The organism is Streptomyces sp. NRRL S-118, from assembly GCF_000716335.1.
GTDB lineage: Bacteria > Actinomycetota > Actinomycetes > Streptomycetales > Streptomycetaceae > Streptomyces.
The window spans coordinates 177,886-191,869 of the sequence record NZ_KL591004.1 but is presented as its reverse complement, the minus strand read 5'-3'; the positions used below and the strand labels follow the sequence as shown (position 1 = coordinate 191,869).

Annotated in this window: 14 protein-coding genes and 1 pseudogene; 8 read left to right on the top strand and 7 right to left on the bottom strand. The window is 69.1% G+C overall.

The genetic code is table 11. From position 1 onward, the window contains the following. The first annotated feature begins 16 nt into the window (after positions 1-16). Entirely contained in the window at positions 17-253 is a 237-nt protein-coding gene (rpsR, locus tag IH00_RS0110200) for a 30S ribosomal protein S18 (protein ID WP_005315025.1), read from the top strand. Between the two features lie 18 nt (positions 254-271). Then, positions 272-718, top strand: coding sequence for a 50S ribosomal protein L9 (rplI, locus tag IH00_RS0110195; RefSeq protein WP_031071888.1), 447 nt, complete (start codon positions 272-274; stop codon positions 716-718). Positions 719-885: 167 nt separating this feature from the next. Here the strand turns inward: rplI and IH00_RS0110190 are convergent, their stop codons facing one another. Beyond that, positions 886-2,223 carry an MATE family efflux transporter gene (locus IH00_RS0110190; RefSeq protein ID WP_031071886.1) on the bottom strand — a complete coding sequence of 446 codons (1,338 nt, stop codon included), beginning with the start codon at positions 2,221-2,223 and terminating at the stop codon, positions 886-888. 422 nt (positions 2,224-2,645) lie between these two features. On the opposite strand from IH00_RS0110190, the gene dnaB reads away from it, so the two are divergent. Further along, positions 2,646-4,136 carry a replicative DNA helicase gene (gene dnaB, locus IH00_RS0110185; protein WP_031071880.1) on the top strand — a complete coding sequence of 497 codons (1,491 nt, stop codon included), beginning with the start codon at positions 2,646-2,648 and terminating at the stop codon, positions 4,134-4,136. 154 nt (positions 4,137-4,290) lie between these two features. Here the strand turns inward: dnaB and IH00_RS0110180 are convergent, their stop codons facing one another. From IH00_RS0110180 to IH00_RS0110170, 3 genes are all read right to left on the bottom strand, one after another. Then, complete coding sequence (locus IH00_RS0110180) at positions 4,291-4,803, bottom strand: hypothetical protein (RefSeq protein WP_031071879.1); 513 nt, start codon at positions 4,801-4,803, stop codon at positions 4,291-4,293. 163 nt (positions 4,804-4,966) lie between these two features. Beyond that, the gene (locus IH00_RS0110175) at positions 4,967-5,530 is read right to left on the bottom strand and encodes a dihydrofolate reductase family protein (protein WP_031071877.1); all 564 of its coding nucleotides are present in this window, start codon (positions 5,528-5,530) and stop codon (positions 4,967-4,969) included. Between the two features lie 278 nt (positions 5,531-5,808). Then, on the bottom strand, positions 5,809-6,534 hold the full coding sequence (locus IH00_RS0110170) for a dienelactone hydrolase family protein (RefSeq protein WP_031071874.1): 726 nt from the start codon (positions 6,532-6,534) through the stop codon (positions 5,809-5,811). Positions 6,535-6,673: 139 nt separating this feature from the next. Here IH00_RS0110170 and IH00_RS0110165 point away from each other — a divergent pair, with 139 nt between their 5' ends. Then, on the top strand, positions 6,674-8,050 hold the full coding sequence (locus IH00_RS0110165) for a serine hydrolase domain-containing protein (RefSeq protein WP_031071873.1): 1,377 nt from the start codon (positions 6,674-6,676) through the stop codon (positions 8,048-8,050). 86 nt (positions 8,051-8,136) lie between these two features. Here the strand turns inward: IH00_RS0110165 and IH00_RS0110160 are convergent, their stop codons facing one another. After that, positions 8,137-8,598, bottom strand: coding sequence for a MarR family winged helix-turn-helix transcriptional regulator (locus IH00_RS0110160; protein WP_031071872.1), 462 nt, complete (start codon positions 8,596-8,598; stop codon positions 8,137-8,139). A gap of 139 nt (positions 8,599-8,737) precedes the next feature. On the opposite strand from IH00_RS0110160, the gene IH00_RS0110155 reads away from it, so the two are divergent. The 4 genes and pseudogenes from IH00_RS0110155 (at position 8,738) to IH00_RS0110145 (ending at position 12,429) form a co-directional block, all read left to right on the top strand. After that, complete coding sequence (locus IH00_RS0110155; RefSeq protein ID WP_031071870.1) at positions 8,738-9,958, top strand: MFS transporter; 1,221 nt, start codon at positions 8,738-8,740, stop codon at positions 9,956-9,958. Positions 9,959-10,071: 113 nt separating this feature from the next. Continuing rightward, on the top strand, positions 10,072-10,224 hold the full coding sequence (locus tag IH00_RS45405) for a hypothetical protein (RefSeq protein WP_420710867.1): 153 nt from the start codon (positions 10,072-10,074) through the stop codon (positions 10,222-10,224). An 85-nt stretch (positions 10,225-10,309) separates the two neighbouring features. Further along, positions 10,310-10,417, top strand: a pseudogene (locus tag IH00_RS43935) (hydrolase); the annotation flags it as partial. Between the two features lie 368 nt (positions 10,418-10,785). Further along, on the top strand, positions 10,786-12,429 hold the full coding sequence (locus IH00_RS0110145; RefSeq protein ID WP_031071868.1) for a globin domain-containing protein: 1,644 nt from the start codon (positions 10,786-10,788) through the stop codon (positions 12,427-12,429). 116 nt (positions 12,430-12,545) lie between these two features. On the opposite strand, the gene IH00_RS0110140 is transcribed toward IH00_RS0110145, so the two are convergent. Together IH00_RS0110140 and IH00_RS0110135 are read right to left on the bottom strand one after the other, a co-directional pair. Continuing rightward, entirely contained in the window at positions 12,546-13,025 is a 480-nt protein-coding gene (locus tag IH00_RS0110140; protein ID WP_031071866.1) for an NUDIX domain-containing protein, read from the bottom strand. A 41-nt stretch (positions 13,026-13,066) separates the two neighbouring features. Continuing rightward, entirely contained in the window at positions 13,067-13,963 is an 897-nt protein-coding gene (locus IH00_RS0110135; RefSeq protein WP_031071864.1) for a LysR family transcriptional regulator, read from the bottom strand. Positions 13,964-13,984: the final 21 nt, after the last annotated feature.

Here is a 13,984-nt window from a genome sequence, read left to right as displayed (position 1 = left end):
ACACAGGAGATACACCATGGCGAAGCCGCCTGTGCGCAAGCCGAAGAAGAAGGTCTGCGCTTTCTGCAAGGACAAGACCGCTTACGTGGACTACAAGGACACGAACATGCTGCGGAAGTTCATTTCCGACCGCGGCAAGATCCGTGCCCGCCGCGTGACCGGCAACTGCACGCAGCACCAGCGTGACGTCGCCACGGCCGTCAAGAACAGCCGTGAGATGGCGCTGCTGCCCTACACGTCCACCGCGCGATAAGGAGAGGGTGACCGAATCATGAAGATCATCCTCAAGCACGAGGTCTCCGGCCTCGGCACCGCCGGCGACGTCGTCGAGGTCAAGGACGGTTACGCGCGCAACTACCTGGTTCCGCGTGGTTTCGCGATCCGCTGGACCAAGGGTGGCGAGAAGGACGTGGCGCAGATCCGCCGCGCCCGCAAGATCCACGAGATCGCGACCATCGAGCAGGCCAACGAGGTCAAGGCCAAGCTCGAGGGCGTGAACGTGCGTCACGCGGTCCGCGCCGGTGACTCCGGCCGTCTCTTCGGCTCCGTGACCCCGGCCGACATCGCTGCGGCGATCAAGGCTGCGGGTGGCCCGGACGTCGACAAGCGTCGTGTGGAGCTCGGCTCCCCGATCAAGACGCTCGGCTCGCACCAGGTCTCCGTGCGTCTGCACGCTGACGTCGTTGCGAAGCTCAACGTCGAGATCGTCGCTGCCTAAGCGTCGCGCTCAGCAGTCACAGAAGGGCCGCATCCAACCGGGTGCGGCCCTTCTGCTGTGTCCTCCCTGCTTGCCGTACAGGCCCGCGGTGCGCGCAGGGGCCGTATGCCGTGGTCGCGTACGGCTGTTTCACGTGAAACAGCCGCCTGCCCGGCCAGCGGGTGTCTTCAGCGCGTGGCGCCCGTGACCACCCAGCGGCCGGAGCGAGCGCGCCACCACAGCGTCAGCATCCTGACGGTCATCATCAGTGTCATGGCCCACCACAGGGCGGTCAGCCCACCGCCCATGGCCGGGACCAGCAGCGCGACCGGTGCGAAGACGACCAGTGTCAGCACCATCGCTCCGGCCAGGTAGGGGCCGTCACCTGCTCCCATCAGCACGCCGTCCAGAACGAAGACCACCCCTGCGATCGGCTGGGAAAGCGCCACGACGAGGAGCGCCGGCAGCAAGGTGTCCTGCACGGTCTGGTCGGCCGTGAACAACGGGATGAAGAGCGGTCGCGCCAGGACGATCAGGGCGCCGAGAACCAGGCCGGAGGCGACGCCCCACTGGACCATGCGCCGGCACACCTGGCGGGCCCCGTCGGCGTCATCGGCACCGAGGTAGCGGCCTATGATCGCCTGCCCCGCGATGGCGATCGCGTCCAGAGCGAAGGCCGTCAGGCTCCACAGGGAGAGAATGATCTGGTGGGCGGCGACGTCGACGTCGCCCAGCCGGGCCGCGACGGCGGTGGCGATCATCAGGATGGCGCGGAGTGAGAGCGTACGGACGAGGAGGGGGACTCCTGCCTGCGCGCTGGCTCGTATGCCCGCAGCGTCAGGGCGCAGGGATGCGCCGTGACGGCGAGCTCCTCGCACCACGACGAACAAATAGGCGGCGGCCATGCCGCACTGGGCGATGACCGTGCCCCAGGCGGAGCCTGCGATCCCCAGGTCGGCGCCGTAGACCAGGGCGATGTTGAGTGCGGCATTGACCGCGAAGCCGGCGACGGCCACGTACAGCGGTGTCCTGGTGTCCTGGAGACCGCGCAGGACGCCCGTGGCGGCCAGCACGATGAGCATCGCCGGTATCCCCAGGCTGGAGATACGCAGATAGGTGATGGCATAAGGCGCGGCAGTGTCGGACGCGCCGAAGGCATCGACCAGCCAGGGTGCCGTCGGCAGTGTGATGGCGATGACGGCGATGCCCAGGATGAGCGCCAGCCAGATGCCGTCCATGCCCTGGCGGATGGCGGCGGGGAGGTCGCCGGCGCCGACGCGGCGGGCCACGGCGGCCGTGGTGGCGTAGGCGAGGAAGACGAAAACGCTGACGGCGGTCGCGAGGAGAGCGGCAGCGATGCCGAGGCCGGCGAGCTGGGGGGTGCCGAGGTGGCCGACGATGGCGCTGTCGACCATCAGGAAGAGCGGTTCGGCGACCAGCGCTCCGAAGGCGGGAACGGCGAGTGCGATGATCTCGCGGTCATGTCGGCGTCGGGCGCTCCGGGGCGGCGCGGGGGCCTGGCTCATGGTCTCCATCTAATCTTCCACAGGTAAGAGATGCAAACAGTTTGTAGCCCTTACCAAAGGGTGAGACGCCGGTTCTTCTGTGCGCCGTTTGTTCTGATCTTGGTCCTGGCGGGAAAGTTTTTCTCCCCCACAGCCGGTGGACGGAAAAAGGGCAGGTCAGAGGCGGTGTGGCGGCGACGGTATGAGTTTGTCCACACGGCTGTCCCCTGCTCCGTGCACAGGTTCTGAGGGGTTCTCCACAGCATCTGGTCCTTCACCCACAGGCCCTGTGGATAACCAGATTGGCTGACGGTGCCCGCGGGCCTACCGTGGTCCGGCGCTCGACGCGCCAGAAGCGGAGTTGAGCCTCTCGTTTTGTCAGTGTCGTGCCGTAGAAAGAGTGGCACGGCGAGGTCCGCGGAGCGGACGGGAGGAGGTGGCCGGTGAGCATCCCCGAGCCTTTGGACGACCCGTGGACGGACACCGGTCCCAGTGATCGTCTGCCCGTCACCCGCCAACGCGGCAGTGACGGCCGGGGCCGTGGCCGGGGCCGTGACGAGCAGCACGAGCGCGGCAGCGACGACGGCCCGTGGGACAGCGGTGCCGGCGGGTTCGAGCGGGTTCCGCCCCAGGATCTCGACGCCGAGCAGTCGGTGCTCGGCGGCATGCTGCTCTCCAAGGACGCCATTGCGGACGTCGTGGAGATCATCAAGGGTCATGACTTCTACAAGCCGGCCCACGAAACCATCTACAGCGCGATCCTCGACCTCTATGCCAAGGGCGAGCCGGCCGACCCCATCACGGTCGGCGCCGAGCTCACCAAGCGCGGTGAGATCAACCGTGTCGGTGGAACCCCGTACCTCCACACGCTGGTCCAGTCGGTTCCGACCGCGGCCAACGCCTCTTACTACGCGGAGATCGTCCACGAGCGGGCGGTGCTGCGCCGTCTGGTGCAGGCCGGCACCAAGATCACGCAAATGGGATACGCCGCGGACGGCGACGTCGACGAGATCGTCAACCAGGCCCAGGCCGAGATCTACGCTGTCACCGAGCAGCGCACGAGCGAGGACTACCTTCCGCTCGGCGACATCATGGAGGGCGCGCTCGACGAGATCGAGGCGATCGGTTCGCGCAGCGGCGAGATGACGGGCGTGCCCACCGGCTTCACGGACTTCGACTCGCTGACGAACGGCCTGCACCCCGGCCAGATGATCGTCATCGCGGCCCGTCCCGCGATGGGTAAGTCGACTCTTGCGCTGGACTTCGCTCGCGCCTGCTCGATCAAGCACAACCTGCCGAGCGTGATCTTCTCCCTCGAAATGGGCCGCAACGAGATCGCGATGCGTCTGCTCTCGGCGGAGGCCCGAGTGGCGCTGCACCACATGCGCTCCGGAACGATGACGGACGAGGACTGGACCCGCCTGGCCCGGCGCATGCCGGACGTCTCGCAAGCGCCGCTGTACATCGACGACTCACCGAACCTGTCGATGATGGAGATCCGGGCGAAGTGCCGCCGGCTGAAGCAGCGGAACAATCTGAAGCTCGTCGTCATCGACTACCTGCAGCTGATGCAGTCGGGCGGATCGAAGCGTGCGGAGAGCCGTCAGCAAGAGGTCTCGGACATGTCCCGAAACCTGAAGCTGCTGGCAAAGGAGCTGGAGATCCCGGTCATCGCGCTCTCGCAGCTGAACCGTGGCCCCGAGCAGCGCACGGACAAGAAGCCCATGGTCTCGGACCTGCGTGAATCCGGCTCGATCGAGCAGGACGCGGACATGGTGATCCTGCTGCACCGTGAGGACGCGTACGAGAAGGAGTCGCCGCGTGCGGGCGAGGCGGACCTGATCGTCGCAAAGCACCGTAATGGTCCGACCGCGACGATCACGGTGGCGTTCCAGGGCCACTACTCGCGCTTCGTCGACATGGCTCAGACCTGATCCGGCCTGATCCAGGATCCGCGACTTCGTCAGCAATGAAGGCAGTTCGTCAGCAGTGGACCAACAAATCCGCGGTCCCGTTGGCAATCACCACATCCAGTGGGGATCTTTTTCGGGGCGCCTCCCAACTTCTCTGGGTGCACGGGGTCGGGGGTCATGCTTGGCCCGGTGCTCGGTGCCGCTTCGTGTACGACCAGGTCACGGCCGTCATCAAGGCCGGGATGGCGAACAGCGGGGCGAAGACGAAGCCCCAGACGGTCTGTGCCGTACCACTTGACATGTACGTCTGGCTCTCGACGGTGAAGGCCACCACAAGTTGCCACAGTGCCACCAGGACCAAGACGGCCGAGGCGGTCCAGGCCAGCGCGGCGAGAGTTCGGGGGCGCAGTGGCCGCCACCGGTCGCTGACCAGGAGCAGCGGGAACAGGGCGGCCAGCTCGGCGATGACGGAGAGGCCGACGACGTACGCGATACCCCACCCCGGGATGTCGAAGACGTCGCGCAGGACCTGGTCGCTGTAGCCGACGTAGACACCGGATGCCATGGCGATGCGCCACAGACCGGACGGGACGGCGCAGAAGGCGATGGCATGGGCGGCGCGGCGGGCCCAGACGGGTGCGGGGGCAGAGGTAGGCAGTGGAGGGGTCGCTGTCGTCATGACATACATGCTGGCCGTGGACATGGCAGCCACGCATCGTCCGCTACGGCGGACCGTCTCCACTGTGCGGAGTAGGGCGCACCCGCTGAGGTACGACCTGAGGGGGTGCGCCCTCCCCCGAAACCAAGCACCGCTGCGCGGAGCACATGGCCCGTAACTCCCGGACGGGCGCTCAGCGCCTCGTCTCGTACCTGGTCAGGATCACGCCGCAGGGAAGTGTCCGCGTCTCCACCAGGTTCAGGTTCACCCAGTTGTCCAGCGCGGTGAAGAACGGCGTGCCGCCGCCCACCAGGACCGGCGCGGTGGCCAGCACGTACTCGTCGATCAGCCCGGCCCGCATGGCCGCCCCGGCGAGCGTCGCGCCGCCGATGTCCATCGGGCCGCCGTCCTCGGCCTTGAGCCGGGTGATCTCGGCGACCGCGTCGCCGGTGACCAGGCGGGTGTTCCAGTCGACCTTGTCGATCGTCGAGGAGAACACGACCTTCGACATGTCCCGCCAGCGGCGCGCGAACTCGATCTCCGCCGCGGTGGCGTTGGGCTGTTGGTCGCCGGTCGGCCAGTAGGAGCTCATCGTCTGCCACAGCTTGCGCCCGTACAGCGACAGGTCGGTCGCCTGCAACTGGTCGGACCAGAACTGGAACAGCTCGTCGCTCGGCACGCTCCAGCCGATGTCGTCGCCGGGCGCGGCGATGTAGCCGTCCAGGGTCAGGTTCATGCCGTAGATCAATTTCCGCATGGCGCCGGCCTTCCGTAAGTCGGTCTCACGCGTACAGACCGGCGCGGCGCGGGAAACTCATCGGTGCGCGATCTGAGCTCGCAGGTAGTCCTCGTGCTCGGTGGCTCAGCCGCAGACTCATGGTTCCGCCGAGGAAATGGCATCTATCTGAGACTGATCTTGGGTGGCATCGCGGTGAGACAACACAGAGAACCAGCAGGTCACGGAATCGACATGTCATCGGCGGCGAGACCCTACGGACCTGGGGTCCCCGGGCGCCGTCCCCCGGCACTCCTGGCTCATGCCGTTACTGGCAGGCACTCGGCGAGCAGGTTGACGATGTCGCGCCAGGCCCGCTGCGCGTGCTGCGGGTGGTAGCCGACGCCAGGGAGCACGTCCTGGTCGACCGGCGGGTGGTGGAAGGCGTGCAGGGCTCCGCCGTAGACCACGAGGCGCCAGTCGACGCCGGCGGCCTGCATCTCGGCGGTGAACGCGTCCCGCTGCGCGGGCGGCATGATCGGGTCCTCCGACCCGACCCCTGCCCACACCGGGCACCGGATGCGCGCCGCCTCGCCCGGTCGGCCCGTGGTCAGTGCGTTGACCGTGCCGATCGCGCGCAGGTCGGCACCGTCGCGCCCGAGTTCCAGCACGATCGCACCCCCGGTGCCGTAGCCGATGGCGGCGATCCGGTCGGGGTCGGTCCGCGGTTCAGCACGCAGCACATCGAGTGCCGCATGGCCGATGGCCCGCATGCGGTCGGGGTCGCCGAGCAGCGGGGTCACGTGCGCCAGCATCTGCTGCGGGTCGGTGAACCAGCGGCCGCCGTTGATGTCGAAGGCCAGCGCTACGTATCCCAGTTCGGCGAGGGCGTCGGCCCTGCGGCGCTGGACGTCGTTCAGTCCTGGTCCCTCGGGCCCGATCAGAACTGCGGGCCGGCGGTCGACACCGGCGGGGAGCGCGAGGTGCCCGATCATCGTCAAGCCGTCGGCCGGGTATTCGACCGCGCGCGTGGTGATCGTCGTCATGAGGCCGGACTGTAGTGATCGCCCGGCCCGGTCGGACCGGTCTTCACTGTGGGCAGAACAGCCCGGGTGCGAGCCCGTGGGTTGCCATGTCGGTGGTTATCCGGTCGACGGCGTGATCTCCGGGCGCTAGACCTGAGCCATGACATCCTCCTTCGAAGCACTGCTCCCCACGACCGAACGGGCACTGGTCCACCGGGTCGCCACCGCCCAGGCCGAAGGGCGTACACCGTCCCTCGTCGGGGCCGTCGTCAGGGACGGTGAGGTGGTGTGGACGGGTGCACGCAGTTGCGTGGACGGGCATGCCCCCGATGCCGAGACGCAGTACCGGATCGGGTCCATCACGAAGCCGTTCACGGCCGTCCTGGTCATGAGGCTGCGGGACGAAGGGCTGCTCGACCTGGCCGATCCGCTGGACAAGCACCTGCCGGGCACGGGGGTGGGCGAGGTGACGATCGCCCAGCTGCTGAGTCACAGCTCCGGCCTGATCGCCGAATCGCCGGCGCCCTGGTGGGAGCGGACGCCGGGGGACCTGCGCCCGGGGCTCACCGATGTGCTCGGTGAACGTCCGCTGCTGCATCCGGCCGGGCGCCGCCATCACTACTCCAACACCGGCTACACCTTGCTCGGTTCTCTCGTGGAAGCGGTGCGCGGGGTGCCCTGGGAAGAGGCGCTGCGGACCGAGATTCTCGAACCGCTGGGGTTGAACCGCACGACCACACAGCCAGCCTCACCGCACGCCGGTGGCTGGGCGGTGCACCCCTGGGCCGATGTGATGCTGCCCGAAGCGATCCACGACCTGGGGCTGATGGCCCCGGCGGGGCAGCTCTGGTCCACGGCCACCGACCTGTGCCGGTTCGCTTCCTTCCTCGCCCACGGAGATGACCGCGTGCTGCGCGCGGAGACGGTCCGGGAAATGCGCTCGCCGGCCGTGGCGCCGGAGGAGGGTGACTGGGACGGCGGATACGGCCTGGGACTCCAGCTGGTACGCAGAGGCGACCGCACACTGGTCGGGCACAGCGGCTCACTGCCGGGGTTCCTCGCCGGGCTGTGGATCGATGTGACGGAGGGACTGGCGGCTGTCGTGCTGGCCAATGCCACGTCGGGGCCCGTGCCCGGCGTGGTCGCCGCCGATCTCGTCCGGATCGTGGCGGAGGCCGAGCCGCGCATTCCCGCGCCATGGCGGCCGCTGCCCGAGGTGGATCCGGCGCTGCTGGCATTGACCGGCCCCTGGTACTGGGGGACCTACGCATACGGCCTGGCGATCGGGGCCGACCGGGGCGTGGAGCTGCGTCCTCTGCGGGGGCCGGGGCGGGCCTCCCGCTTCCGGGCGGAGGCGGACGAGACCTGGACCGGTCTGGACGGCTATTTCGCTGGGGAGACCCTGCGGGTGGTGCGCCGGGAGGACAGGTCGGTGAGCCATCTCGACCTGGGCTCGTTCGTCTTCACGCGAGAGCCGTACGCGCCTGGCGACGCTGTGCCGGGCGGAGTGGACGAGGGGGGCTGGCGCGGCCTGTGATGCCGCAGTGCTGTTTCACGTGAAACAGCACTGGTTCCCCATCACGTCCCAGAGCGTGATGGGGTTGCAGCGTGCAGCTCCGGCTGTCACACGGCTGGAGCGTGCAGCTCTTCGACCACCCTGACCAGCGGGGCGAGCGCCGGGTTCTTGGCGGCTTCGTCGAGTGCCTCGCGCAGGGCGGCGTCATTGGTGGGCCTGGCTTCCGCGAGGAGGGCCAGGCCCGCTTCTGTGACATCCGTGTAGATGCCACGCCGGTCGGTGTCGCACAGGTACCGCGTGAGGAGTCCGCGGTCCTCCAGGCGGCTCACCAGACGGGTGGTCGCGCTCTGGCTGAGCACGACAGCGTCGGCTACCTGCTTCATCTGCAGATGGCCACCCGGGCCGTTGTGCTGGCGGCTGAGAACGTCGAGCAGGGAGTACTCGCGCATGCTCAGGCCGTGCCCAGCCTCCAGTGCGCGCTCGATGTGGGACTCGATCTTCCCGTGCAGCAGAGAGAGGGCGCACCACCCCTGGGAGAGGGCGGTCAGGGCCGGGTCTGTCGCTGTCATGGGTTCTCCTCCGTCCAGGAGTGGCTTCACCTCAGCATAGATGACGGCTGCAATAGCCAGCGCTTGCAAATAACCCGCGTCTGCAATTATTGTGGACGCTCGTAAGGCGCAGACGCAACATCTTTGGAAGGTAGAGCCCATGCCACTCGCGCTCCTCGCCCTGGCCATCGGGGCCTTCGGTATCGGAACCACCGAGTTTGTGATCATGGGATTGCTGCCCCAGGTCGCCGGTGACTACGGAGTCTCGATCCCGACCGCCGGCTATCTCGTCACCGGCTACGCACTCGGCGTCGTGCTCGGCGCCCCCCTGATGACCGTCCTGGGCACCAGGGTCTCCCGCAAGCGCATGCTGATGCTGCTGATGGGACTCTTCATCGCCGGCAACCTGGTGTCCGCCGTGGCACCGGTCTTCGGCCTGATGCTGCTGGGCCGTGTCGTGGCTTCGCTCGCGCACGGAGCGTTCTTCGGCATCGGCTCCGTGGTTGCGGCCGACCTGGTCGCCCCGGAGAAGAAGGCCGGTGCGATCGCCATGATGTTCACCGGTCTGACCGTCGCCAACGTCGTCGGTGTGCCGGCCGGAACGTTCATCGGCCAGACGGCGGGCTGGCGCGCGACCTTCTTCATCGTCGCCGCGCTGGGCGTCCTCGGCCTGCTGGGTGTCGCCAAGCTGGTGCCCGAGCAGCCCAGGCCCGAAGGCGTACGGCTGCGCCATGAACTCGCGGCGTTCCGCAATGTGCAGGTACTGCTCGCGATGGCGATGACCGTGCTGGGCTTCGGGGGTGTGTTCGCCGCGATCACCTACATCACGCCGATGATGACCGAGGCAGCCGGCTTTGCGGAGTCCTCCGTCACCTGGCTGCTCGTCCTGTTCGGTCTCGGCATGGTCGGCGGCAACCTGATCGGCGGCAAGTTCGCCGACCGTGCGCTGATGCCGCTGCTCTACGTCTCGCTAGGAGCCCTCGCCGTCGTCCTGGCGCTCTTCACCCTCACCGCGCACCACCAGGTAGCGGCCGCTGTCACGATCACGCTGATCGGCGCGCTCGGCTTCGCGACCGTACCGCCGCTGCAGAAGAGGGTTCTGGACCAGGCGTCCGGAGCACCGACCCTCGCCTCCGCCGTCAACATCGGCGCCTTCAACCTCGGTAACGCGCTGTCCGCATGGCTCGGCGGCATCGTCATCTCGGCCGGCCTGGGGATCACCGCCCCGAACTGGGTCGGTGCCGTGCTCGCCGTCTCGGCCCTCGCCCTGGCCGTCCTCTCCAGCGCCCTGGAGCGCCGGGACGGCCGCCGCGGGAGCCGGGTCGTCGCCGGGGCCGCTCCGGAGCCGACCGCCGTCTCCGCCGCGACGGCGCATCACTGAGCAGCCGTCCCGAGCACGTCCCGATCCAGGGCATCGCTTGGCACGAGACCCCCTGCCCGGATCCCCACGCCCGAAGACCCCGCGAACAACCCCCGCACCAAGGAGCACCCCTCATGAGCACCGCCTCCACCATCGCCGTCGCCCCGCTCACCACTCAGGACGCGGAGACACGCGACGGTCGTCTGATCGGCGCCAACGGTGTGGGCGCCGGCGCCCCCGCCCAGAACCATGAGTTCGCCTCCGCAGCCAGGGAAGCGCTCGCCTGAGGGCGTCACGGTTTCACGTGAAACACACCGGTGCTCCCGCCGTCAGTGACATCCGACGGCGGGAGCACACGCATGAATGCCAGGCATCCGGGCAGCTGCCGAAGTGAAGATCAGGGACCGGCTCTGTGCAGAGTTGGGGGTAGAGCTGGACGAGTGTGTTGCATACGGTGATTCCATGTCCGACGCGGAGATCGGGTTTGGCACTGCATGTGGATCGCACTGCATGCGGATTCGGGAGGCGAATCTCCGAAAGGCCCACGGCCGGTGCGGCCGCCGCTGGTTCCAAGGGCATGGAGGCAATGCAGCCTAACGGGAAACGCGTGGGAAAACCCGGGCTTTCCGCACTCGGTCCGAGGACCGGAGGGCGCTGGCATGCTGCGATGACGGCCGCTCCACCCAATGTCGCGGAGGGATGGCGGTCATCCCGGTTCGTGGCACGCCGGGGTTACGGTGACGGCGGGCAGCGAAGCAGATGACGGGGCAGCGCGGGCAATTGAGTCATGTTCCGGATCGTCGGAAAGTCCGGACACCGACCGAAAGATGTTCGAGGCGAGGCACTCTATGGACGCTCCGACCACCACGTCGGCCGACAACGGCACTTCCGGTGACAGCGGCGGTGGCGGCGGCTGGTTCACGCCGCGCAAACCCGTATCGGACCGGCCTGCCGCGCCGGACCCGGAGACCGACGGGGGCACCGGACCCGGCCGGCAGCGAACGGAGGGGCCGCGCCGTCCACTGACCTCCATACGGCTGGTCGGCAGTGGTGCGACTCGTACCGCGTCAGAGCCGGTGGCCACAGGGCATCCCGCTGATGAGTCCACCACCCAGGGAGGCCGGACGGCCCACGACCGTGCCGCCGAGCACCCCGACGGCGACGAGTACACCGCACCCGGAGGGCCCCCAGCCGCCTCCCGTCCCGTCGGCGACGACCGTCCCGTCCCCGAGCAGCGGTCCGCCTGGGAGTCGCCGGTCCCGGTCCCGGTCCCGGTGCCGGGACCGCGGGGGCCGGAGGCCGCCGGGCCCGCATCCCGGGCCTCCGCCGCCGACGAGCCCTCCGTGCACGGCATACCCGGCACGGCCGACGTCGCCGAGAGCGGTTCGCCCGACGCGATACGAGTGCGGCGCACGCTCGCCGAGGTGGCCCCCGTGGCCGACAAGGTGACGTCGTACTTCTACGCCCTGCTGTTCACCCGCCATCCCGACCTGCGCTCCCTCTTCCCGGCGGCCATGGACACCCAGCGCGACCGCCTCCTCAAGGCGCTGCTGACGGCAGCCGAGCACATGGACAACGCCGAGGTGCTCACGGAGTACCTCCAGCACCTGGGCCGCGGCCACCGCAAGTACGGCACCGAGGCCTCGCACTACCCGGCCGTGGGGGAGGCGCTCATCGGAGCCCTGAGCAGGTACGCGACGACGACGTGGGACGAGGAGACCGAAGGGGCCTGGGTCCGCACGTACACCACGATCTCGCAGATCATGATCGACGCGGCGGCGGAGAACGAACGCCATGCTCCGGCCTGGTGGCACGCCGAGGTGGTCTCGCACGACCTGAGAACGCCCGACATCGCCGTTGTCACCGTCCGGCCCGACCAGCCCTACCCCTTCCTGGCCGGCCAGTACACGAGCCTCGAAACGCCGTGGTGGCCGAGGGTCTGGCGCCACTACTCGTTCGCCTCCGCGCCGCGCTCGGACGGTCTGCTGAGCTTCCACGTCAAGGCAGTACCGGCCGGCTGGGTCTCCAACGCCCTCGTCCACCACGCCCGTCCCGGCGACGTGCTGCGGCTGGGACCGCCCGCCGGATCCATGACCGTCGACCACTCCACCGACAACGGTCTGCTCTGCCTGGGCGGCGGCACCGGCATAGCGCCCATCAAGGCGCTCGTCGAGGATGTCGCCGAGCACGGCGAGCGGCGGCCCGTCGAGGTCTTCTACGGTGCCCGCACCGATCACGACCTGTACGACATCGACACGATGCTGCGGCTCCAGCAGTCGCATCCGTGGCTGGAGGTGCGGGCCATCATCGACGGCAAGACGCAGCTGCCCGACGTGGTGCGCGAGTACGGGCCGTGGAACGAGTACGACGCCTACCTCTCCGGCCCACCGGGCATGATCCGCAGCGGTGTCGACGCGCTGCGGGGCATCGGCGTGCCGTACGAGCGGATACGGCACGACTCCCTCGATGAGCTGGTGGCGGCGACGACCTGACCGGCCCGGCCAGGGCCCCGTTGCCCTTCGGGCGCCCGGGGAGGATCCCTCCTCCGCCCTGCACCCGCACGCCCCGGACCCCGCTGCCTGATCCGGCCCCATCCATAAGACAGGCCCTAGCCGAGGTCCGGCGCGTGCATCGCCCGGACGCCTTCGATGTTGCCGTCCAGGTAGTGCCGCAGCGAGAGCGGGACGAGGTTGACGGCGGCGATACCGACGCGGCTGAAGGGCACCCGGACGATCTCGTACTCCCCCTCGGGCTCGTCGACCTCGGGGCCGTGGCGCTGGGCGGGGTCCATGGACTCCAGCCGGCAGACGAAGAAGTGCTGCACCTTCACGCCCGAGACGCCGCCGTCCACGATGTGCTCGACGGTGTCGACGAAGCACGGCACGACATCGACGATCTTGGCGCCGAGTTCCTCGTGGACCTCGCGGTGCAGTGCGTCGACGACCGTCGGGTCCTCCGGCTCGACGCCGCCGCCCGGGGTCAGCCAGTACGGATCCATACCGGGCTTGGTGCGCTTGATCAGAATGAGGTCGTCGCCGTCGAGCAGGACGGCGCGTGCGGTGCGCTTGACCACCGGTCGTTCGGTCATGGCTTGAAAATGGCCCGCATCGGTGCTCCTGAAACTCCCACTCACCAGTCGACCGCAGCACGCAGCAGAGACTCGTGCGCCCGCGCGATGTGCGGGAGCGCCAGCGTGCCGGTGCGCACGACGAGGAAGTACGTGCGTAACGGGGGCACGGGCGGATCGAGCAGGGCCACCAGCCGGCCGCGCTCCAGGTCGTGCTCGCACAGGTAGCGGGGCAGTACGGCGAGGCCGGCACCCGAGGCGGCGGACTCGAGTACGGCGCGCAGGTCGGGTGCGATGACGGTGGCGGCGGCCGCCGGCTTGGAGTCGAAGACAGCTGTCCAGTAACGCGCGACGAACGGCAGCGACTCGTGCACCTCGACCACGGGCAGCTGCTCCAGCACCACGGCGCCCTTGCGCAGCAGGACGCCGGGGCCGAGCCGGGCGGCCCAGCGCGGTGAGGCGACCAGGACGTGCTCCTCGTCGCAGAGCGGTGTCGCGGTGAGCAGCCCGCCGCGGGGACGGGCCGTGGTGATGGCCAGGTCGTGGTGGCCGGCGGCCAGCCCCTCCAGGGTCTCCTCGGCGGTGCCGGCCAGCGTGGTGCGCAGCGCGAGGCCCTGGGAGATGAGCCCGGTGAGGGCGGGAAGGGCGCGTACGGAGGTGAACTCGGGCGGCCCGGCGAGGTGCAGGGTGCGGACCCCGGTCTGCTCGTCCAGCCCGGTCTCGACGATTTCGACCAGCGCGTCCAGGTGGGGCGCGGCCCGGTGGGCGAGCTCGTCCCCGATGGTCGTCGGTGTGACGCCACGGGCCTGGCGCAGGAACAGCGGGCGGCCCAGCTGCCGCTCCAGGGTACGGATCTGGCTGGTGACGGCGGGCTGCGAGAGGCCCAGCAGGGCGGCGGCGCGGGTGAAGGAACCGGCCCGGTGGACGGTGACGAACGTGCGCAGCAGGGCGAGGTCCACATCCATCGCCTCCCCATCGCC